The organism is Curtobacterium uvaldense, assembly GCF_028307415.1.
In the GTDB taxonomy this organism is placed as follows: Bacteria; Actinomycetota; Actinomycetes; order Actinomycetales; family Microbacteriaceae; genus Curtobacterium.
Genome location: NZ_JAQMHU010000009.1, coordinates 104,268 through 125,287, shown reverse-complemented (window position 1 = coordinate 125,287; position 21,020 = coordinate 104,268). Strand labels below are relative to the sequence as shown.

Annotated in this window: 16 protein-coding genes and 1 tRNA gene; 2 read left to right on the top strand and 15 right to left on the bottom strand. The window is 72.9% G+C overall.

The genetic code is table 11. The annotated features are described in order from the left end of the window. Positions 1 to 67: 67 nt before the first annotated feature. From PIJ49_RS07610 to PIJ49_RS07580, 7 genes are all read right to left on the bottom strand, one after another. Positions 68 to 141: transfer RNA gene (locus PIJ49_RS07610), tRNA-Leu, on the bottom strand. An 82-nt stretch (positions 142 to 223) separates the two neighbouring features. After that, positions 224 to 1,699 carry an NAD(P)/FAD-dependent oxidoreductase gene (locus tag PIJ49_RS07605; protein ID WP_066652606.1) on the bottom strand — a complete coding sequence of 492 codons (1,476 nt, stop codon included), beginning with the start codon at positions 1,697 to 1,699 and terminating at the stop codon, positions 224 to 226. A gap of 47 nt (positions 1,700 to 1,746) precedes the next feature. Continuing rightward, a complete protein-coding gene (locus tag PIJ49_RS07600; RefSeq protein ID WP_066652599.1) occupies positions 1,747 to 2,295 on the bottom strand; it encodes a DUF501 domain-containing protein in 549 nt (182 codons plus the stop codon). A gap of 68 nt (positions 2,296 to 2,363) precedes the next feature. After that, positions 2,364 to 2,921, bottom strand: a complete 558-nt coding sequence (locus tag PIJ49_RS07595) for an FtsB family cell division protein (RefSeq protein WP_066652590.1) — start codon at positions 2,919 to 2,921, stop codon at positions 2,364 to 2,366. A 375-nt stretch (positions 2,922 to 3,296) separates the two neighbouring features. Beyond that, positions 3,297 to 4,580, bottom strand: a complete 1,284-nt coding sequence (gene eno, locus PIJ49_RS07590) for a phosphopyruvate hydratase (protein ID WP_058728084.1) — start codon at positions 4,578 to 4,580, stop codon at positions 3,297 to 3,299. Positions 4,581 to 4,678: 98 nt separating this feature from the next. After that, a complete protein-coding gene (gene hisS / locus PIJ49_RS07585; RefSeq protein ID WP_271826231.1) occupies positions 4,679 to 5,923 on the bottom strand; it encodes a histidine--tRNA ligase in 1,245 nt (414 codons plus the stop codon). Between the two features lie 323 nt (positions 5,924 to 6,246). Continuing rightward, positions 6,247 to 6,945, bottom strand: a complete 699-nt coding sequence (locus tag PIJ49_RS07580; RefSeq protein ID WP_209683753.1) for a MazG family protein — start codon at positions 6,943 to 6,945, stop codon at positions 6,247 to 6,249. Positions 6,946 to 7,048: 103 nt separating this feature from the next. On the opposite strand from PIJ49_RS07580, the gene nhaA reads away from it, so the two are divergent. Then, positions 7,049 to 8,227: a Na+/H+ antiporter NhaA gene (gene nhaA / locus PIJ49_RS07575; RefSeq protein ID WP_271826230.1), complete on the top strand. Its 1,179-nt coding sequence runs from the start codon at positions 7,049 to 7,051 to the stop codon at positions 8,225 to 8,227. A 225-nt stretch (positions 8,228 to 8,452) separates the two neighbouring features. Here nhaA and mfd read toward each other — a convergent pair whose 3' ends face one another. The 7 genes from mfd to PIJ49_RS07540 all read right to left on the bottom strand — a co-directional run bounded on the left by mfd (position 8,453) and on the right by PIJ49_RS07540 (position 19,216). Next, positions 8,453 to 12,064, bottom strand: a complete 3,612-nt coding sequence (gene mfd, locus PIJ49_RS07570; RefSeq protein WP_271826229.1) for a transcription-repair coupling factor — start codon at positions 12,062 to 12,064, stop codon at positions 8,453 to 8,455. Between the two features lie 61 nt (positions 12,065 to 12,125). Beyond that, on the bottom strand, positions 12,126 to 14,642 hold the full coding sequence (locus PIJ49_RS07565) for a hypothetical protein (RefSeq protein WP_271826228.1): 2,517 nt from the start codon (positions 14,640 to 14,642) through the stop codon (positions 12,126 to 12,128). Positions 14,643 to 14,802: 160 nt separating this feature from the next. Then, positions 14,803 to 15,387 (bottom strand): aminoacyl-tRNA hydrolase, encoded by a 585-nt coding sequence (gene pth / locus PIJ49_RS07560; RefSeq protein WP_058742290.1) that lies wholly within the window; start codon positions 15,385 to 15,387, stop codon positions 14,803 to 14,805. Positions 15,388 to 15,419: 32 nt separating this feature from the next. Further along, a complete protein-coding gene (locus PIJ49_RS07555) occupies positions 15,420 to 16,052 on the bottom strand; it encodes a 50S ribosomal protein L25/general stress protein Ctc (protein ID WP_066652537.1) in 633 nt (210 codons plus the stop codon). A 335-nt stretch (positions 16,053 to 16,387) separates the two neighbouring features. Then, a complete protein-coding gene (locus PIJ49_RS07550; RefSeq protein WP_271826227.1) occupies positions 16,388 to 17,350 on the bottom strand; it encodes a hypothetical protein in 963 nt (320 codons plus the stop codon). Positions 17,351 to 17,360: 10 nt separating this feature from the next. Next, positions 17,361 to 18,017 (bottom strand): response regulator transcription factor, encoded by a 657-nt coding sequence (locus tag PIJ49_RS07545; RefSeq protein ID WP_081984677.1) that lies wholly within the window; start codon positions 18,015 to 18,017, stop codon positions 17,361 to 17,363. Beyond that, a complete protein-coding gene (locus PIJ49_RS07540) occupies positions 18,014 to 19,216 on the bottom strand; it encodes a sensor histidine kinase (RefSeq protein ID WP_271826226.1) in 1,203 nt (400 codons plus the stop codon). The genes PIJ49_RS07545 and PIJ49_RS07540 overlap by 4 nt, the downstream gene beginning before the upstream one ends. Before the next feature lie 116 nt (positions 19,217 to 19,332). Between PIJ49_RS07540 and PIJ49_RS07535 the strand changes: the two genes are divergently transcribed. Next, positions 19,333 to 19,944, top strand: coding sequence for a hypothetical protein (locus PIJ49_RS07535; protein WP_271826225.1), 612 nt, complete (start codon positions 19,333 to 19,335; stop codon positions 19,942 to 19,944). A gap of 13 nt (positions 19,945 to 19,957) precedes the next feature. On the opposite strand, the gene PIJ49_RS07530 is transcribed toward PIJ49_RS07535, so the two are convergent. Then, positions 19,958 to 20,872: a transposase gene (locus tag PIJ49_RS07530; RefSeq protein ID WP_271826224.1), complete on the bottom strand. Its 915-nt coding sequence runs from the start codon at positions 20,870 to 20,872 to the stop codon at positions 19,958 to 19,960. Positions 20,873 to 21,020: the final 148 nt, after the last annotated feature.

Below are 21,020 nucleotides of genomic sequence, written 5' to 3'. Positions count from 1 at the left end.
TGGTATCTTATTTGTGTATATGAGACCGGGCGCGGCCAGCGCGGCCGGCGGCGCGCCGCGCCTCGCGTACCCCCGGTGGGACTCGAACCCACAACTCAGCGATTTTAAGTCGCGTGCCTCTACCGATTGGGCCACGGGGGCGGGCCGCAACAGCCTACCGACGCGACGACGGCCGTCGCCCCACGTGGGGCGACGGCCGTCGGTGCTGGTGCTGGTGCTGGTGCTACTTGGCGTCCGCCGGGGCGGCGACGGGCGCAGCGTCCTTGGAGACGTCCTCGGCCGGGGTGGCGTACGCGGGGCCGGCCGCGTCGGCCGGCTGACCCTCCGCCGGAGCCGGGGCAGCGACGGCCTTGGGCTCCTCGGCTGCAGCGGGCTTCGGGCGCGACGCGAAGGCCTCGAACGCGGCACGCGGGGTCTCACGGTCGTCGAGCGACGCGATGTCACGGCCCAGGAAGAAGCCGCCGACCCAGTCGCCGATGACGCGCCACTTGCGCTCCCACGACGGCATCGCCAGGCCGTGGTACCCGCGGTGGGCGCCCCAGGCCAGGAAGCCCTTCATGGCGAACTTGCCGGACTGGAACACACCCGTGCCGAGACCCAGGCCCGCGACGGCACCGAGGTTCTCGTGCTTGTAGTCCGTCGTCGCCTCGCCGCGGACGACCGCGACCAGGTTCTTCGCGAGCTGCTTCGCCTGACGCACGGCGTGCTGGGCGTTCGGCACGCAGAAGCCGCCGACACCGCCACCGGTCAGGTCCGGCACGGCCGCGACGTCACCGCAGGCCCACGCGTCGGCGATCACGCCGTTGTCGTCGACCACGCGGAGGTCGGGCTGCACGCGGATGCGACCGCGCTGCTCGAGCGGGAAGTCGGTGCCCTTGACCATCGGGTTCGCCATGACGCCGGCGGTCCAGATGATGAGGTCGGACTCGATGGTCTCGATCGACTCGTCCTTGGCCTTGAGCTGGCACACGCCGCCCTCGGCCGAGGCCAGCTGGGTCTCGAGGTGCACCGTCGCGCCGCGGGACGCGAGGTTCTCGAGCACCCAGTGCGAGGTCTCGAGCGACACCTCGGGCATGATGCGGCCCATCGCCTCGACCAGGTGGAAGTGCGTGTCGTCGAAGGACAGCTGCGGGAAGCTCTTCAGCAGGTCGGACGCGAAGGAGCGGAGCTCGGCGAACACCTCGATGCCGGCGAAGCCACCGCCGACCACGACGACGGTGAGCAGTCGGTCGCGCTCGGGACCGGCCGGCAGGTTCGCCGCCTTGTGGAAGTTCGTGAGGATCTTGTCGCGGATCGCCGCGGCCTCCTCGATGGTCTTCAGGCCGATGGCCTCGTCAGCGACGCCCGGGATCGGGAAGGTGCGCGAGACGGCACCGGCGGTCATGACGATCTGGTCGTAGGACTCCTCCCACGCCTCGCCCTCGGCCGGGGTGATCGTCGCGGTCTTCGTGGCGTGGTCGACCTTCGTGACCTTCGCCGTGACGACACGGGTCTTCTTCAGGTGACGACGGTGCGACACGATCGCGTGACGCGGCTCGATCGAGCCGGCGGCGACCTCGGGCAGGAACGGCTGGTACGTCATGTACGGCAGCGGGTCCACCATGGTGACCTCGGCTTCACCCTGACGCAGGTGCTTCTCGAGCTTCCAGGCGGTGTAGAAACCGGCGTAGCCGCCGCCGACGACGAGGATCTTGGGCACGGGGGATGATCTCCTTGGAGTGGGGTGGTTGCTTGCCGGGAGGCTGGTCAGTCTTCGCCGCCACCCGCCCCGACTCCAGCGTCTGCGATGCCATCATACGCCCGGCACTCACAGCGGGAGGGCGACCAGTCCACGCGCTCGAGCGCGAGGTCGCCGATGGGGTTGACGCCGGGTCCGGCAGCGAGGGCGTGGCCGACGAGCGCGTGCAGGCACTTCACGCGGGTGGGCATGCCGCCCGCGCTGATGCCGTCGATCTCGTCGACGTGCTCGATCGACTCGCGGTCCGCCAGGTAGGACTCGTGGGCCGCGCGGTACTGCGCCGCGACGGTCTCGTCCTCGAGCAGGGCGGCGAGCTCCGGCATGACGTGGTTCGCCTCGAGCGTGCTCACGGCCGCGGTGGCGGCGGGGTGGCACAGGTAGTAGAACGTCGGGAACGGGGTGCCGTTCGCGAGTCGGGGCTTCGTCGACACGACGGTGGGGTTGCCGCAGGCGCACCGTGCAGCGATCCCGACGACGTCGCGGGCCGGTCGCCCGAGCTGCGCCGAGACGACCTGGATGTCGCGGTCGGACGGCGGATCGAAGGGAGGGGTCGTCACGGGCACGTGAGCCTACCCGAGTCCTGGTCGCCGTCCCACTCCGTGACGTCGCGGCGCCCCCGGCTGCCCTACTTGCTGTCGCTCGTCGCGGCGCCGGTCGGGTCCCCGGTGCCGGAGACGTCCGGCGCCACGAGCTGCTCGGTGGTCTTCTCGGTCAGTCCGGACTGCAGCACGCTGGAGAGCATCGCCTGCACCCAGTCGACCTTCGGCGTCTGCACCGTCGAGCTGACCGGGCTGCCGGAGTCGGTCTCGGCCCGGTCCGACCCCTTCGCCTGTTCCGCACCCATCACGAGGTAGCTCTCCTCGCCCGGGTACACGTAGAGCAGCCGGTCGCGGGCCTGGGCCTCGATGTAGGCCGGGTCGTCCCACCGCGCGACGTCCTGCTTCTTCTGCGCGACGTCGGCCTTCTGCGCTGCGACCTCGCGCTGCTGCTGCGCGATCTGCTCCTGCTGCTGGATGAGCGTCCGCAGCGAGGGGGCGAGCACGACGACGAACAGCACGATGATCGCGAGCATGAGGAGGCTGAAGCCGGAGAACCGGATGGACCGGTACCAGGGCTGCTCGTGCGCACCGGACTCCGGCACGGCCACGGGGATGCGGCGGACGCGGGGCTTCTGGCTGGGCACGGCTCGACGATAACCCGGCACGGCACGGTCACGTGACCCGGCACGCGGACCGTCGTGCGTCGCTCGGCACCCTCCCAGCGGCCGGGAGGCGCGGCGCACGGCCGCCACGCGCCTCCCGTCCGCCACCCACCGCCGAGCGTCCACCGCTGAGCCAGCTGGCCGTCGAACGGGCAGGACGTGCCGCTCGCGTCCGCCGAGTGGGCGAGATCCGTCGGACTGCTGCGCCGGACGTCGCAGATGTTGCCCGCTCGAGGGCGAGAGCAGACCGATTCGAGGGCGAGGGCGGATCAGTTCGACGGCGACGGGAGCGCCCGGGGACGGCGAGACGCCGCCCTCCCGGGGGAGGACGGCGTCTCGTGGTGGTGCGGGTGCGACCTAGAGCGCAGCGGCGCGGGGGAACGCGGTGCGGCCGGCGTAGACGGCGGCGTCGCCCAGTTCCTCCTCGATGCGGAGCAGCTGGTTGTACTTCGCGACGCGGTCCGAGCGGGCCGGGGCACCGGTCTTGATCTGGCCACCGTCGACGGCCACCGCGATGTCGGCGATGGTGGTGTCCTCGGTCTCGCCCGAGCGGTGCGACAGGATCGCGGTCATGCCGTGGCGGTGCGCCAGGGAGACGGCGTCGAGGGTCTCGGTCAGCGTGCCGATCTGGTTCACCTTGACCAGGATCGAGTTGCCGGCCTGCTCGTCGATGCCCCGCTGCAGACGCTTCGGGTTCGTGACGTACAGGTCGTCGCCGACGAGCTGCAGTTTCGAGCCGAGCTCGGCGGTGAGGTGCTTCCAGCCCTCCCAGTCGTCCTCGGCCAGGGCGTCCTCGATGGTGACGAGCGGGTAGTTCGCGACGAGGTCCGAGAAGTACCCGGTGAACTCCTCGCTCGAGAGCTGCTTGCCCTCGAACGCGTACTTGCCGTCGTGGAAGAACTCGGTCGCGGCGACGTCGAGGCCGAGCGCGATGTCCTTGCCCGGGGTGAAGCCGGCCTTCTCGATCGCGGCGAGCAGGAAGTCGAGCGCAGCACGGTTCGAGGCGAGCTCGGGGGCGAAGCCGCCCTCGTCGCCGAGGCCGGTCGCGAGACCCTGCTTCTTCAGCTCGCCCTTGAGGGCGTGGTAGGTCTCGACGCCCCAGCGCAGGGCCTCCGAGAAGCTCTCGGCGCCGTAGGGCACGAGGAAGAACTCCTGGATGTCGACGTTGGTGTCGGCGTGCGCGCCACCGTTGACGACGTTCATGAGCGGGACGGGCAGCGTGTGCGCGTTCGGGCCACCGAGGTAGCGGAACAGCGGCAGGTCGGCCGAGTCGGCGGCGGCACGGGCGACGGCGAGCGAGGCGCCGAGGATCGCGTTGGCGCCCAGGCGGGACTTGTTCTCGGTGCCGTCGAGCTCGATGAGCGCGGCGTCGACGAGACGCTGGTCGGTGGCGTCGAAGCCCTCGAGCGCCGGGCCGATCTCGTCGAGGACGGCGTCGACGGCCTTCAGGACGCCCTTGCCGCCGTAGCGGTTCGCGTCGCCGTCGCGGAGTTCGTACGCCTCGAACGCACCGGTGGAGGCACCGGACGGGACGAGCGCGCGCGAGACCACGCCGTCGTCGAGGAGGACCTCGACCTCGACCGTCGGGTTGCCTCGGGAATCGAGGACTTCGCGTGCGCCTACGGCATCGATCTGGGCCACGGGGTACTCCCTACGAGTTCGGTTGTGGTGGACAGCGGGTCGATCCTACCGAGGCGTGGTGGACGCCTCGCCGCGGATGACGTCGGGTGTGGAGGAGTTCACGCCAGCGGGCGGAACTCGACACCTTCCAGGGTCTCGGTGTCGGCCCGCACACCGGCGAAGGCCGCGAAGCCCTGCTCGGCGAGGCTCGCGAGCAGGTTCTTGGTGTTCTTCGGCCGCCGCTCGAGCCGGACGCGACGGTGCGACGCGAGGGCCTCGGTCTTGAGCGCCGCGAGGCGGACCGGGTCGACGTCCTTGTCGTACAGGAGCACGACGGCGTCCGACTCGGCCGACTCCGGCAGCGTGACGAGGTCGACGAGCCGCTCGAACCCGAGCGAGAACCCGACTGCGGGCACGTCCTGCCCGAGGAAGCGTCCGATCATGCCGTCGTAGCGACCGCCGCCGCCGAGGCTGTAGCCGAAGTCAGGGTGGGCGACCTCGAAGATCGTGCCCGTGTAGTAGCCCATGCCGCGCACGAGTGTCGGGTCGAAGCGCAGGTCCACGCCCGGCAGGGCCCGGCGGAGGCGGAGCAGGTCCGCGAACGCCTCGGCATCGAGCCACGGCGCCCCCTCGACGGACCCCCAGTCCGCGGCCTCGAGCGCACGGATCGTGTCCTCGAGGCCCGGCAGGTCGGCGCCGATCGTCGCGCGGAGCTCGGCGGCCACCCCGTCCGCACCGATCTTGTCGAGCTTGTCGACCGTGATCAGCGCCCGGTCCGCGGCGTCCGGGTCGGTGATCCCCCACGAGGCGAGCAGCGCGAGCAGGATGCGACGGTCGTTGATCCGGATGGTGGTGTCCGCGATGCCGAGCGCGTCGAGCGCGGCGGTGGTCGCGCGGATGAGCTCGATCTCCGCGAGCTGCCCCGGCTCGCCGAGGATGTCGATGTCGCACTGGACGAACTGCCGGTAGCGCCCCTTCTGCGGACGCTCGGCACGCCACACGGGTGCGATCTGCACGGCACGGAACACCGAGGGCAGCTCGGCGCGGTGCGAGGCGTAGAAGCGGGCGAGCGGGACCGTCAGGTCGAAGCGGAGCCCGAGGTCCGCGAGGTCGAGCGGCGCATCCGCCTTCTGGAGGTCCTCGGTGGTGAGCCCGCGGCGCATCACCGCGAACGCGAGCTTCTCGTTGTCGCCGCCCAGCCCCGAGTGCAGGCGTGCGGCGTCCTCGACGACCGGCGTCTCGATCTCGTCGAACCCGTGTCGCGCGTACACGTCCCGGACCACCCCGAGGACGTGCTCGCGACGGGCCTTGTCCGCCGGGAGGAAGTCACGCATGCCACGGGGAGCCGTCACGGTCGTCGCCATGTCGCCAATCCTGCCAGAACCAGGGCACGACCTTGCGCGGCATCCGGCCCACTGATACTCTGGATGCAGAACCTCGGTCTGGCGGCCTCCTGATCCGGCCACCAGATCGTTCGCGGGGCCGGTGTGCTGCAACGGTGCCCCGCGGTTCGAGCGGGCGTCCCTGTCGTCGTGTCCCCCTGGCACGTCGTGGCCCGCTCGCGGGCACCCTCCTTTTTCGGGTTGGGAGGGTGCCCGCTCTCTCGTCTCAGCGGCTTGACGGCCCCGTCTCGGTAGCGCGACGGCCCCGCCTCAGCGGCGCAACCCACCGGCCTCGGAGGCCCGCCTCACTCCCCGACGCGCGCCTCGGCTTCCAGCCGGGTCACCGCAGCGCGCAGGCTCGCGACCACGTCGACGCCCGCCTCCCGCGCCGCGGCGACCTCGGCGAGCATGCGCGCGCCCCACCGCTCGTCCACAGCGTTCGCACCCGCCGACCGGACCGTGCCCACGTCCGCCGACCCGCCTGTCTTCCCGATCTCCCGCCCCGATGCGCGCACGGCGGCGGCGACGACCGTGGCGGCGTCGCCACGGTCCTCCAGGCGTTCGAGCAGCTTCACGGCTCGCTCCAGCGGCGGCATCGCCCTCGGGACCCCGTCGAGGACGCTCGTGCGCGACGCCTTCTCGGCCGACTTCGCCGCCCGCCACACCCGGACGACCTCCGCCTCCGTGTCCGCCCGTTCGGCACCGAACACGTGCGGGTGCCGACGGACCATCTTGTCGCGAGCACCGGCGGCGACGTCCTCGAGGTCGAACCGGCCCTGCGCTGCAGCCAGTCCGGCGTGCAACACGACCTGGTAGAGCACGTCACCGAGTTCCTCGCGGAGGTCGTCGTCGTCGCCGGAGTCGATGGCGTCGACGAGTTCGTACGACTCCTCCACGGCGTACCGCGCGAGCGATGCGTGGGTCTGTGCACGGTTCCACACGCAACCGCCGTCGGGGGCGAGCAGGCGGTCGACGACTTCGACGAGGTCCGTGACGGCGGTCATGGCGTCATGCTCGCACGCAGGCCGCTCCGGTAGGCTCACCCCTGGTGTGTCGGGAAGTCTGGTCGACGGTTCCGTACCCGTACCCGCACACCGTCGGAGATCCATGTCGGCACTCGTCCGCTCCCCCCGTTTCAGCGCGATCGCGCTCCTTGCCGCCGCCGTGCTCGGCCTCCTCGTGGCGAACTCGCCGCTCGGACCGGGCCTCGAACGAGCCCTCGACGCGCACTCGCCGTGGGGAGCGGTCGGTCTCGACCTGTCCGTGTCGCACTGGATCAGCGACGGCCTGCTCGCGGTCTTCTTCCTGCTGGTCGCGATCGAGTTGAAGCAGGAGCTGCTCGACGGGGAACTCTCGAACCCGAAGACGGCCGTCATCCCGGCGATCGCCGCGGTCGGCGGCGTGCTCGTGCCGGCCGGGATCTTCCTCCTGGTGACCTCGGGCACGCCCTACCAGCACGGGTGGCCCATCCCGACCGCGACGGACATCGCGTTCGCGCTCGGGGTCCTGGCGATGTTCGGTCGAGGGCTGCCCTCCACGCTCCGCGTCTTCCTGCTCGCGCTCGCGGTGCTCGACGACCTCATCGCGATCGTCATCATCGCCGTCGTCTTCGCGCACGGCACCGACTTCCTCGCGCTCGGCGGTGCGGTCGTCGCCCTCGCCGTCTTCGCGGTGCTCGGTCGGCTGCTGCGTCCGGGCCGCACCGGCCGCGTGTGGATCATCGCCGCGATGGTGCTGGTCGGCCTCGTGACGTGGTGGCTCGTGTACCACTCGGGAGTGCACGCGACCATCGCCGGCGTCGCGCTCGGTCTCGTCCTGCCCCGCCGTCCGGGACACACGCTGCACGAGAACGTCGAGCCGTGGTCGAACGCCGTCGTCCTGCCGGTGTTCGCCTTCGCCTCGGCGGCGGTCGTGATCCCGAGCGTCGGCGTCGGCGAGCTCTCCCCCACGTTCTGGGCCGTCGTCCTCGCGCTCCCGGTCGGCAAGGTCATCGGCATCACGCTGTTCGGTGCCGTCGCGACGCGCATCTTCCGCGCCCCCGGTCGATCGACGCTCTCGTTCTGGTCGATCGTGACGGTCGGCGTGCTCGGCGGGATCGGCTTCACGGTCTCGCTGCTCATGAACGAGCTGGCGTTCGCCCGGAACGAGGAGATCCTCGACGAGGGCGTCCTCGCCGTGCTCGTCGGGTCCGGCATCGCGATCCTCGCGTCCGCCGTCGTCGTCAGCCTGCGCGCCCGCCGCTACCGCGCACGACGCGAGCTCTCCGAGGCCGAGGCCACCGAGTAGCGCACCGAGCGGCCGCTGCGCTGCGACACGTCCGCGGTCGGACGACCGCGGACGTGTCGTTGCAGGCGCACCGTGCGACTCCGCACGGGTCGATCGACACGTGCGATGTCGGACGACGACACGTGCGATGTCGGAAGACGGCCACCCGACGGCCTGGAGGCGCGGTACCGGCTGGCACCGCGCCTCCAGGCCGCGTCGGGCCGCGTCACTTCGCGCCGGACCGTGTCAGGAGGCGGGCGCCTCCGCGGGGGCCTTGGACGCGCCGTAGACGGCCGTCAGGATGCTCTCCACCCACTCGATGAGCCCGTCGTCGGGCAGCGTCTCGCCGTGCGGCTTCGGCAGCGGGATGCTCGCGGCGTCCTGCTGCGGGAACCAGCGCGCGCCGGGGAACATGCGCTTCAGCCGGACCTGGGCCGAGTCGGCGAGCTCCTTGCCCGCGATCCGCAGGTTCGACCCCATCACGACGACGTCGGACAGGCCGACCTGCTGCGCAATGCGCCGCAGGCGCGACACCTCGACCAGGGTGAGCACCGGCTGCGGCGGCTGGCCGTAGCGGTCGGTGAGTTCGTCGAGCACCATGTCGATCGCCTCGGGCTGCGCAGCCGGAGCCGATGCGGCCGACAGCTTCTGGTACGCCTCGAGCCGGAGCCGCTCGGACTCGACGTAGTCCTCGGGGATGTGCGCGTCGACCGGGATCTCGAGCCGGAGCTCGGTCTGCCCCTCGGCGACGTCTCCCCTGAACTGGGACACGGCCTCGCCGATCATCCGCAGGTAGAGGTCGAACCCGACCCCCGCGATGTGCCCGGACTGCTCACCACCGAGCAGGTTGCCGGCACCCCGGATCTCGAGGTCCTTCATGGCCACCTGCATACCGGCGCCGAGTTCGTTGTTCGCGGCGATGGTCTCGAGACGGTCCTGCGCGGTCTCGGAGAGCGGCTTGTCGGCGTCGTAGAGGAAGTACGCGTACCCGCGCTCACGCCCGCGGCCGACGCGACCTCGGAGCTGGTGGAGCTGGGACAGCCCGTACTTGTCGGCCTTGTCGATGATCAGCGTGTTCGCGTTGGCGATGTCCAAGCCCGTCTCGACGATGGTCGTCGACACGAGCACGTCGAACTTGCGCTCCCAGAAGTCGACCATGACCTGCTCGAGGGTGCCCTCGGACATCTGCCCGTGGGCGACCTGGATCCGGGCCTCGGGGATGATCTCGGCCAGGTGCGACGCCACCGACTGGATGTCCTTCACGCGGTTGTGCACGTAGAAGACCTGGCCCTCGCGCAGGAGCTCGCGGCGGATCGCGGCGGCGACCTGCAGGTCGGACTGCGGCCCGACGAAGGTCAGGATGGGGTGGCGGTCCTCCGGCGGGGTCGCGAGCGTCGACATCTCCCGGATGCCGGTGACGGCCATCTCGAGCGACCGCGGGATCGGGGTCGCGGACATCGCGAGCACGTCGACGTTGGTCTTGAGCTTCTTGAGCTGGTCCTTGTGCTCGACGCCGAACCGCTGCTCCTCGTCGATGATGACGAGCCCCACGTCCTTGAACGCGATGTTCTGCGACAGGATGCGGTGTGTGCCGATCACGATGTCGACGGTGCCGTCGGCGAGGCCGGCGATCGTCTCCTTCGACTCCTTCTCGGTCTGGAAGCGACTGAGTGCGCGGAGGTGCACGGGGAAGCCCGCGAAGCGCTCCTGGAACGTCTCCATGTGCTGACGCACCAACAGCGTCGTCGGGACGAGCACGGCGACCTGCTTGCCGTCCTGCACGGCCTTGAACGCCGCGCGGATCGCGACCTCGGTCTTGCCGTAGCCGACGTCGCCGGAGAGCAGGCGGTCCATCGGGATCGGGCTCTCCATGTCGCGCTTGATCTCGTCGATGGTGGTGAGCTGGTCGGCGGTCTCGGCGAACGGGAAGGCCTCCTCCAGCTCACGCTGCCACGGGGTGTCCGGGCCGAACGCGTGCCCCTTCGAGGCCATGCGCGCCGAGTACAGCTTCACGAGGTCGACGGCGATGTCGCGGACGGCCTTGCGCGCCTTCGACTTCGCTGCGGACCAGTCCGAGCCGCCCATCTTGGACAGGGTGGGGTTCTCGCCGCCGACGTACCGGGAGAGCTGGTCGAGCTGGTCGGTCGGGACGAAGAGCTTGTCGCCCGGGTAGTTCCGCTTCGACGGGGCGTACTCGAGCACGAGGTACTCACGCTGCGTCTTCACGGCGTTGCGACCGCCGGAGCTGACCTCGCGCGAGACGAGCTCGACGAACTTGCCGATGCCGTGGGTGTTGTGCACGACGACGTCGCCCGGCTTCAGCTGCAGCGGGTCGACGACGTTCTTGCGGCGGGCGGCGAGCTTCTTGACGGTGCGGGCGCCCTGCTGGACGCTGCGGCCGTAGAACTCGGCTTCGCTCAGGACGGCGATCCGCGGGTCGGGGGTCGCGAAGCCGGCCTCGACGGTGGCGGTGGTGACGATCGCGACACCCGGCTCGGGCGGCGCGGTGAGGTCCTCGGCACGAGCCGCGACACCCGCGTCCGCGAGCACCTGCACCGCGCGCTCGACGAGCCCCTTGCCCTGCGCCGTCACGACGACGCCCCACCCGTCGTCGACGAGCTGCTTGACGTGCTCGACGGCACCGTCCGCGCTGCCCGCGAAGCTCGGGATCGACTCCGCTCGGACGCGGATGTACTCACCGGCCTCGGCAGCGGCCTCGGCGTCGGTGAGCACGCGCTCGCGGTCACCCTCGTCGAGCCCCGAGTCGAACGGCGTGACCGTCCACCAGGTGCGCTGGCCGCGGGTGTTCTTGAGCTGCTGCACGGACAGGAAGTTGCCCGCGTCGAGGTCGATGGGTGCCTGTGCGCCCGCGACCGCGGCGCTCCACGCGGCCTGCAGGAACTCGGTGTTCGTCTCGGCCAGGCTGTGCGCGCGACCGGCGACCCGCTCGGGCGAGAGGACCGCGATCGTGGCGGTCTCGGGCAGGTAGGTGGTGATCGGCACGAGGTCCTGCACGAGGGCCGGCGCGAGGGACTCCATGCCCTCGACCGGGATCCCCTCGGCGATCTTCGCGAGCATCTGCGACAGGTTCGGGAACTCGTGCAGCATCTCGCGTGCCCGCTGACGCACGTCGTCGCTGAGCAGGAGCTCGCGCGAGGCGGTGAGCTCGACCGAGCCGAGGTCGTCGTCGGTGGTGCGCTGGTCGGCGACCGAGAACGCCTTGATCGCCTCGATCTCGTCGCCGAAGAAGTCGACGCGCACCGGGTGGTCGGCACCGGGCGGGAAGACGTCGAGGATGCCACCGCGCACCGCGAACTCGCCACGGCGGGTGACGAGGTCGACCCGGGCGTAGGCCAGGTCGACGAGCTGCGACGCGATGGCCGCGAGGTCGTTGCCGCGTGAACCCGTCGCGAGTGCGACCGGAGCGAGCGACGTCAGGTTGCCCGCGATGGGCTGCAGTGCGGCGCGGACGCTCGCGACCACGACGATCGTAGGGCGGTCGGCCGGATCGGCGTCCTGCCACGCGGCGAGCTTGCGGAGCGTCGCGATGCGGGTGCCGACCGTCTGGGCGCTCGGGCTGAGGCGCTCGTGCGGCAGGGTCTCCCACGCGGGGAACTCGAGGACCTCGGCGTCGGGGACCGTGCACGTGAAGGCGCCGCGGACCGCCTCGGCCTCGCGCCCGGTGGCGGTGACGACGAAGAGGCACTGGGGACCGTTGCGCTCGGCGAGCAGCGCGCCGAGCAACGGGACCCGCAGGCCGTCGACGACGGAGAAGTCCGCGTCACGCCCGGCAGCGCGGAGGACGCGATCGAACGCGGAGGCGCGCGAGAGCGCAGGGATGATGCCCGAGATCGTCACTCAGACGATGGTACCGGCGGCGTCCGACACCCGGCCCGGCGTGCGCGGGCGGCGAACACGGTCAGCTGCGGCGACGGAGTCGGGACCCGATCAGGACGAGCAGCGCGGCCACGAGCAGCGCGGGCGCGACGGGTGCGGCGCCGGTCCAGGCGAGGGTGGTCGGGCTGCGGTCCGCAGACGTGGAGCCGGCCCGGTCGGGAGGCGCGGCACCGTCCGCCGCGTCGGCACCCGTCACGCCGGTGGTCCCGCCGCGGCCGGGGGCCGCCCCCGGGTCGGCGCTCGGGGTCGGGGCGGTCGGGGTCGGGGCGGTCGGGGTCGGGGCGGTCGGGGTCGGGGCGGTCGGTCCTCCCCCGCCGGTGGAGCCGTCCGGGCCGGGCGACGGGTCGGGGTCGGGTGCGGCCGTCGGTGCGGGGGCGCCGGTCGGACCGGGGGTGGGTCCGGACGAGGCGTCGGGCGCGGGCGACGGTCCGGGCTCCGGGGCGGTGGTCGCCCCCGGCTCGGGCGCCGTGGTGGGTCCGGGCGCGGTGGTCGGCTCGGGCGCGGTGGTCGGCTCCGGCGCGGTCGTCGGTCCGGGCGCCGAGGTCGGCTCCGGCGCGGTCGTCGGTCCGGGCGCCGAGGTCGGCTCCGGCGCGGAGGTCGGTCCGGGCTCCGGCCCCGCGGTCGGCTCGGCCGTCGGGGACGGTGCGGGCGACGGCTCCGCTCCCGTCGAGGGTGTCCCGGTCGGGAGCGGTCCTGCCGTGGCCGGGGCGGAGGGGGTCGGGGGCGCGCTCGCCTCGCCCGTCGGGTCGGGATCCGGCTCGGGTCGGGGGCCCGGGTCGGTCGTCGGCGTCGCACCCGGGGTGCCCGACGGCGACGGGGTCGGCTCCGGGGTGGTCGGTCCGGGCGGCGTCGGGGTGGGGCCCGGCTCGTCGGTCGGCTCCGGGTCCGTCGAGGGACCGGGCTCCGTCGAGGGACCGGGCTGCGGCGTGGCGGTCGGCTCCGCGGTGGGATCGTCGGTCGGGGAGGGCGACGAGGTCGGTGCAGGGGTCACCGTCGGCGTCGCGCTCGGCTCGTCGGAGGGCTCGTCGGTCGGCTCACCCGTGGGGGCGGGGGTGGGCTCGTCGGTCGCCGGCGCCGACGGGTCCGCACCCGGCTCGCTGCTCGGCGTCGGCGTCGGCGCGGGCATCGGCTGGTCGGTCGGATCCGACGTCGGCGCTGCGGTCGGTTCCGACGTCGGCCCGGGGGTGGTCTCCTCCGTCGGGTCGGACGTCGGTGCAGCGGTCGGTTCCGACGTCGGATCGGGGGTGGTCTCCCCCGTCGGGTCGGACGTCGGCGAGGCGGTCGGCTCTGCGGTCGGGTCAGGCGTCGGCGGGTCGGTCGGGTCGGCCGTCGGCGAGACGGTCGGCTCCGCCGTCGGCGGGTCGGTCGGGTCGGCCGTCGGCGAGGGGGTCGAACCGCTGCTCGGGTCACTGCTCGCCGGCGTCGTCGGCTCGCCGGTCGCCGGAGTCGTCGGCTCCGCCGAAGGTCCGGGAGACGGGGCGGTCGTGGGGCCAGCCGTCGGCTCGGGCGTCGGGGTGTCCGACGGCAGGGGCTCCGCCGTCGGTGCGGTCGGGCTCGTGCCCGGGCTCTCCTCGACGCGGCCGGACGACGTCGCGGTGACGATCCGCTGCCGGTTGTAGTCCGCCACGACCAGGCTCCGACCCGGGCCGACGGACACGGCGGTCGGGTTCGCGAGTGCCGATCCGTCGGGCGCCGTCGAGAACGCCGGAGCCCACGCGCCGCCGGCGTACGACCAGACGCGACCGTTCCCGTTGTCCACGACGAAGACGTCCCCGTCGTCGACCGCCACCCCGCGGAGCCGGGTCTGCCCGTCGGCCGGGAACCCGAGCGCGCTGACGACGCCCGACGCGCGGTCGACCTGCCACACCTCGTCGGGTCCGGCGTCCGTGACGGTGAGCGTTCCACCGTCGGCGGAGATCGCGACGCCGCTCGGGTCGGACCACGGACCCGCGACCGCCGTCCACGTCCCGCTGCCGAGCTCGGCCGTCCAGAGCGATCCGCTGCCGGGCACGGCCGCGAAGACCGTCGTCCCCTGCACCGCGAGTTCGGAGACGGCTCGTCCGCTCGGAGGCGGGGCCCACCGGGAGACGACGAGCCCGTCCGGGGAGAGGAGCGTGATCGACCGCCGCCCGGCCTCGGCGACGAGGATGCGGCCGTCGTCGAGGGTGGTCACGGCCGACGGGTTCCACATGTCGCCCGGCGCCGTGCCGAACGGAGCGACCACGCTCCAGGTGCCGTCGAGTCCGCGGCGCAGCAGGCCGTTCCCGGCGAAGTCGGCGACCAGGAGTCGTCCGTCGACGTCGTGGTGCACGTCGTTCGGGGCGGAGAAGCTGCTCGCGACCGGTGGCGCGGACGACTCGGCGCTCGTCGGTGTCCAGGTCTCGGTGGCGGCGACCGCGCCGTCCTGGGTGAGCAGGGAGGCCATGCCGACCGCGATGAGCGCGACCGCGGCCGGGACGACGGCGAGGACCGCACGCACCCCCGTGCCGGAGCGCTGTGCGACGTCTGTCGGTCCTGCCCGGTGTCGTGCTCGCCCCACGTCGCCCCCTCGTCGTCGGGACGGTCGCCCCGACGGCGAACCTACCGACGACCGGGGGACGTGACGGTCCCCCAGTTCGGGGACCCGGCGGGAACCGGACAGCAGCGTGGACGACCCACACCGTGCCTCCCGGCCGGATCCGCGAACTCGACCGGACGCGTCAGGAGGGCGCGTGCACGCGCTGCTGCGCGGCGAGGAGTCCGAGCTCCGCGATCGCCTCGACGGCGTCGGCGCCGTCGGCGAGCAGGTTCGGCAGCGTCTTCTTCTCGGTCGGCGAGAAGTCTCGCAGGACGTAGTCGGCGGGGTCCTGGCGACCCGGGGGACGGCCGATGCCGATCCGCACCCGGGTGAACTCGTTCGTGCCGGTCGCCTTGATGATGTCGCGGAGCCCGTTGTGGCCCCCGTGCCCGCCGCTGCCCTTGAGACGGACGGTGTCGAACGGCAGGTCGAGTTCGTCGTGGACGACGACGAGGTCCGCCGGGGTGGCGCTGTAGAACCCGAGCACGCTCGAGACCGGGCCACCCGAGGTGTTCATGAAGGATCCCGGCTTCGCCAGGACGAGCTTCGGTCCGCCGGGCACCAGGCGCCCCTCGGCGACCTGGTTCGGCGTCTTGTGCTTCTTGAACGTCGCACCCATGCGGGCGGCGAGTTCGTCGAGGACCATCTGGCCGACGTTGTGACGGTTCCCCGCGTAGCCGGGCCCGGGGTTCCCGAGCCCGACCACGACGAGGGTCGTTCCTGTCATCAGCGTCGGCCAGACGTTCCGCGGCGGGTGTGTTACTCGGAGTCGACCGGGGCGGAGCCGCCCTCGGCGCCGGCCTCGGCGCCCGCCTCGGCAGCAGCCTCGTCGGCAGCGTCGTCGTCAGCGGTGCCACGCGGGGTGACGATCTGCACGACGAGCGCCTCGCCGTCGGTCTCGAGCTCGGCGCCGGTCGGCAGCTCGAGCTGCGAGGCCAGCACCTGGGTGCCGTCCTCGAGGCCCTCGACGTCGACGGTCACGTGCTCCGGGATGTCGGTCGCCTCGACGAGGAGCGAGACCGAGGAGAGGTCCTGGACGTGGATCGTGCCGGAGAACGACTCGCCCTCGACGACGACGGGGACGTCGACGGTGACCTTCTCGCCACGGCGCACGACGACGAGGTCGATGTGCTCGATGATCTGGCGCACCGGGTCGCGCTGGACGTCCTTGACGAGGGCGAGCTGGGCCGCGCCCTCGATGTCGAGGTCGACGACCGCGTTGGCGGTACGGACGAGCAGCATCGTCTCGTGGCCCGGGAGGGTGATGTGCTGCGGCTCGGTGCCGTGGCCGTAGACGACCGCGGGGATCTTGTCGGCGGCGCGGAGCTTGCGCGCAGCGCCCTTGCCGAACTTGGTGCGGGTCTCCGCTGCGAGCTTGGTGTAGTCGGCCATGGTGCCTCCTGGTGTCGGGGTCGACGCCGGGGTGCCGGCATCGGGGGGTCTGTGGTGTTGCAACTCGAACGCGTGCACGCGTGAGGAACGCTCCCAGGACTGGGCCGGGTCTCCCTACCGCGTCGATCACGGCCGCGCGCTGCGCGGCCCTCGCCGAAGTCGGTTTGTGAGTCTAGCAGGGGACGTCGGGCGTGTCGCACCGCGGCACCGCCCACCACCGGACGGGAGGCTCGTGGCGGTGCCGCCACGAGCCTCCCGTCCGTCCCTGCGCACGGTCGCGGACCGGTCCCCCCAGGTCCACCTGCCCGCGACCGCGGATCTGTCGCCGGTGCCCGTCAGTCGACGCCCTCCGGTGCCTCCGGCGCCAGTCGCTCGATCGTCCTGGCGACGCGGTCGGCGACCGCGAGCTGGTCCGGCCGGGCGGCTGCCAGCACGGCGGCGTCGGTGGCGGTGACGTGGAGGAGCCGGGACCACTGCGCGTCGTAGAGCGCCTCCCGGTAGCCGGACGACTGCTGGCAGGCCAGGTCGTGCTCGGCGAGGGCGATCTCGGGCTTCGTGACGGGCAGTGCGAGGCCGCTGATGCCGAACGCCTGGCGCATCGGAGCGGTCGGCATCCCGTGCGGGTCCTCTGGGAGCGCGCTCGGGGCGTGCGGTCCCAGGCACGTGCGCCAGCGGGCCGCCGCAGCGACGACCGCCGGTTCTCGTCGTGCCTCGTCCGCGGCGAGGTAGGTGAGGCGCTTCGCGGTCATCGAGGCGCCCTGGGCTTCCCCGTCGTCGTCCGTGCCGAGCGCGCGACGGGAACGTTCGAAGCACCGATCGACGGCGGACCGGTCGGCGCGGTCGAACGCCGCGTTGTGCTCGGGGTCCTCTGCCCACTGCCGCCAGCCGTCACGGTTCGCACCCCGTGCCGACGGCCGGTGGTAGCCGAGGTCCGCCGCCGCCGCCTTGCTCAGCGGTCGTGACCAGTCGAGTGCGGGAGCGTCGTTGCCGCGTTCCGGCGTCTCGTCGGCGATCGACTCTGCCTGCAGGCCCGCGGACGTCGCCCACGGCACCGGGAAGTCGATGCCGACGTCACGCAGGCAGGACTGGTCGAGGAGCGACTCGGCGTACCCGGTCTCGGACCAACCGGGCTGGGCGTAGCCGTCGAGCGGCATCGACCACGTGTCGAGGTCGCGCTCCACCGTCGGGCGGACGGCGTGGTCGGCGGGCTCGGGCAGGCTGTGCAGCACGGCTCCCCCGAGGCCGGCGAGGACGAGGACGAGTGCGCCGGACTTCGCGGAACGCTGGGTGATGCGCATGGTGTTCCCCCTAGGCGCGGACGAGTCCGCGTTCGTGTGCGGTGATGACGACCTGGATCCGGTTCCGGAGTCCGAGCTTCGTGAGCACCGCGCGGACGTGCGTCTTGACCGTGGCCTCGCTGAGGAACACGGTCGCCGCGATCTCCTGGTTGCTGAGCCCCTTCGCGACGAGCAGGAAGACCTCGCGCTCCCGGGCGGTGAGGACGTCGAGCACCTCGTCCGGGCGCGGGGTCTCGACGAGGGTCCCGTCGGCGCGGAGCAGGTCGAGCGCCTCGGCCTCGGTCGGCGCCGGACGCCCCTCGTGGACGTCGCGGATCGTGCCGAGCACCACATCGGGCAGGGCGTCCTTCGTCAGGAACGCCGCCGCTCCCGCACGGAGGGCGGCGAGCACGGCCTCGTCGCGGCGGATCGTCGTCAACACCACGACCCTCGGGCGGTCTCCGCCCTGCGCGGCCAGGCGTGCGGTGGTCTCGATGCCGTTCAGCACCGGCATGCGGAGGTCCAGGAGCAGGACGTCGGGGTCCTCGTCGGCGCAGAGCTCGAGCGCCGCGGCGCCGTCGGCAGCGGTGCCGACGCAGACCATGTCGTCCTGGGCCTCGACGAGCATCCGCATGCCGGAGGCGAAGAGGTGCTGGTCGTCGACCACGGCGACGCGGATCGCGCTCACCGGGCGTCCTCGACGGGCACCCAACCGGTCACGACGAACTCGTCGGCGTCGTCACCCGCACCGGCCCGGAGCCACCCGCCGGCGAGCCGTGCCCGCTCCCGCATGCCCTCGATGCCCGAGCCCGCGCCGTCGAGCTGCACCAGGGGCGCGTCCCCTCGCGAGGTGACCACGATGCCGAGGCCCGGGCCGCGCCAGTCGAGCACGACGCGGGTCGACGCCGTCCGCCCCTGGTGCTTGAGGACGTTCGTCAGGCTCTCCTGCACGATCCGGTGCACCGCTCCCCCGGTCGCCGTGCCGACGGGTCCGGGCACACCGTGCTGCTCGAACGTCGCACGCATGCCGAGGTCGCGCATGTCCTCGACGAGGTCGGGGACGTCCACGAGGCCGTGCACCGCCACCGACCCGGTGCCCTGGATGCGTTCGACGAGTGCACGGACGTCGCCGAGGGCGCTCCGGCTCACGTCGGCGATGTCGCGGAGGGCCGTCGCTGCCGGTGCGCCGGCACCGGCGATCGCCGCGGCGCCCTGGGCCTGCGAGACCACCACAGCGAGCGAGTGTGCGAGCGAGTCGTGCACGTCGCGGGCGATCCTGGCGCGTTCCTGTTCCGCGCGGAGCTCGGCGGTCGTGACCTCGGTCTCCCGCTCGGCCGCGACGACGCGGGTCCTGGCGAGGCCGATCCGCCACGCTGCACCGACGGCGACGCCGGCGGCCCAGGCGATGCCGCTCGCGCCGGCGATCGCCAGCGACAGGAGCACGAGGTCACTCCGCGTCCCCGAGTGCGCCCCGGTCCAGTTGCCCCAGACGTCGGGGTCGGCGACCGTCGGCACCGCCATCGCCCAGGCGGCGGCGATGCTCGCGACGCCGAGCACCGGGACCGCGAGCCACCGGAGCAGCCCCGACCGCCCTGCACCGACGACGCCCACGACGATCGCGATCGCCAGGTACTCCGGCCACGTCGTCGCGCGCGGGCGGTCGAGCAGGTGCAGCGCCTGCAGCAGCGGGACCACCACGACCAGGCCGAGCGCCGTCGCGGGCATCCAGTTCGTCAACCCGATGGCGACGGCGAACGCGGCGACGACGAGCACGTGGCCGGTCAGTTCGGAGCGTCCGGCCTCGGCGACGATCCAGAGCACCAGGTACACGGCACCGACGACCGGAGGCAGCACGTGCCGGACGCGGCGACGCAGGAAGGAGGTCATGTCGGCGAGCGTAGGGCGGGCGTCGACGCGGCTGCGAGCTCGGGCGGCACCTTTCATCCGAGTGGATGAGGTTGTCGTCGAGCCCTGCGGTCAGGACGCGTCGCTAGCGTCGGGGCGTGTCGACGAACGAGTCCCTGCCCGCGCGCGACCCGGCCACCGACGACCGGTGGGCAGCGGCGGCGCGCGCAGCCGAAGCGCTCGCCCGCGCACCGAGGCGGGGACGCGGGCCGTCGATCCAGGCCGCCCTCGCCGCCGCCGCGACGCTGGTGGCCGGCATCGACGTGCCGCTCGCGGTCCTCGGTGGGCTCGACTGGCGCGTCGCCGTCGCGGTCCTCGGGTGGGTCGTGGCGGTCGGGGCGTGGTCGGTCGCTCGACGGCGCGGGCGACTCGAACCGTTCCTCCCTGCCCGGTCTCCGGTCGCACTCCTCGGGGCTGCCGATCGTCGGGACCTCCGCCGACAGCTCCGCGGTGCGGAGGTACCCACGCCGCGATCGGTCGACCTGGTCGACGCGATCACCCGGTGGCAGCGCCGGACGTCGGCGGCGACCCTGCCGAGCCTCGTCGGACTGGGGATCGTCCTGCTCGGCTCCCCGGGGCCGCTCGTCCCCGCCATCGTCCTCGCGACCGCCGTCCTGGTGGTCGTCCTCGCCGTCGCTGAACGTCGTCGGTGGTCGCGCGTGCAGCGGCTCGTCGCGGAGGTGCGTTCCGAGCGATCGGCTGGTGCCTGAGGGTCGTCGCCGGTCAGCGACCGACGTCTCGGCGGTGGTGCTGCGCGGCGCGCAGGAGGTCCCGCGCGCGGTCACTCGCGTCCGCTGCCTCGTCGCGCGCGCGTTCGGCCCGCTCGACCTCGACGACTGCTTCGGCGAGCTGCCGTTCGAGCTCGGCACGACGGTCCTCGGCGGCCTCGAGTTCCTGCTCCGCCGCATCGAGGGCCGCGTCGGCATCGCGGGACTCGGCCCGAGCGGTCGCCTCGGCCTCGCGAGCGGCGCGGCGCTCGGCAGCGGGGTCGGTACGCGGTCCGGGTTCGGCCTGCGGTTCGGCTTCCGGCTCCGGCTCCGGCTCCGGCTCCGGCCGGGAGGCTCGGCTCCCCTTCCGGGATCGCCGCGCGCTGGTGATCGGGATGGGTTCGGCGTCGGTACCGGACCACGCGTCCGGGACCGCGTCGGGATCGGCCAGTGCCCCGTCGAGGTCGACGTCGTCGAACCCGGCGCTCTCGAGCGGTCGGACGAGCAGGCCGGACCGGACGGCGGCGCCCGCGTGTCCGTCGGCCATCGCAGCCTCGATCGTCGCGCGGACCTGGTCGAGGACGGCGGATGTCAGCGGGTGCCCGGCGTCGGACGCCAGGTCGGCCCCCGCCTGCGCCAGCGCGGCGACGACGTCGGACCGCTGGCGGCGGAGCCGTCGGATCTCGTCGGGGTCCGCATCCGCCTGGGCCTGCCGGATCGCGGGCCCGAGCTCGACCGCCTCGTCCAGGGCGCCCTCGTGCGCGAGCAGGTCGACCACCCACGCCGCGGGCGCGGGCTTGCGCAGACCGCCGATGCGCGTCGCGAGCGCTCGGTCGTCCTTCCGCACCGCACGCTGCCGCGTGGTGCGCTCCCGCACGAAGTCGGCGGGCGCGACGAGGAGCAGTTCCCTCGCCTCGTCCGCGAACTCCATGCCCCCAGCATGCCCGTCGACGCACCCGCGCTCTCGTCGGAAGCACGAGCGACCGGGCAGGACACGCCGTACGTCCTCCACCGAGCGGGCCGCGTACGTCACCGTCGTGCGCGACCGTGCCGTACGTCGCCCGCTCGGGGGCGGGGTC

Excerpts from the sequence above, each read along its gene's own strand:
- PIJ49_RS07580 (WP_209683753.1), bottom strand. The coding sequence starts at position 6,945 with ATGACCGCCGTCACGGACCTCGTCGAAGTCGTCGACCGCCTGCTCGCC.
- PIJ49_RS07555 (WP_066652537.1), bottom strand. The coding sequence starts at position 16,052 with ATGGCCGACTACACCAAGCTCGCAGCGGAGACCCGCACCAAGTTCGGC.
- PIJ49_RS07540 (WP_271826226.1), bottom strand. The coding sequence starts at position 19,216 with ATGACCTCCTTCCTGCGTCGCCGCGTCCGGCACGTGCTGCCTCCGGTC.
- pth (WP_058742290.1), bottom strand. The coding sequence starts at position 15,387 with ATGACAGGAACGACCCTCGTCGTGGTCGGGCTCGGGAACCCCGGGCCC.
- PIJ49_RS07550 (WP_271826227.1), bottom strand. The coding sequence starts at position 17,350 with ATGCGCATCACCCAGCGTTCCGCGAAGTCCGGCGCACTCGTCCTCGTC.
- PIJ49_RS07530 (WP_271826224.1), bottom strand. The coding sequence starts at position 20,872 with ATGGAGTTCGCGGACGAGGCGAGGGAACTGCTCCTCGTCGCGCCCGCC.
- hisS (WP_271826231.1), bottom strand. The coding sequence starts at position 5,923 with ATGGCGACGACCGTGACGGCTCCCCGTGGCATGCGTGACTTCCTCCCG.
- nhaA (WP_271826230.1), top strand. The coding sequence starts at position 7,049 with ATGTCGGCACTCGTCCGCTCCCCCCGTTTCAGCGCGATCGCGCTCCTT.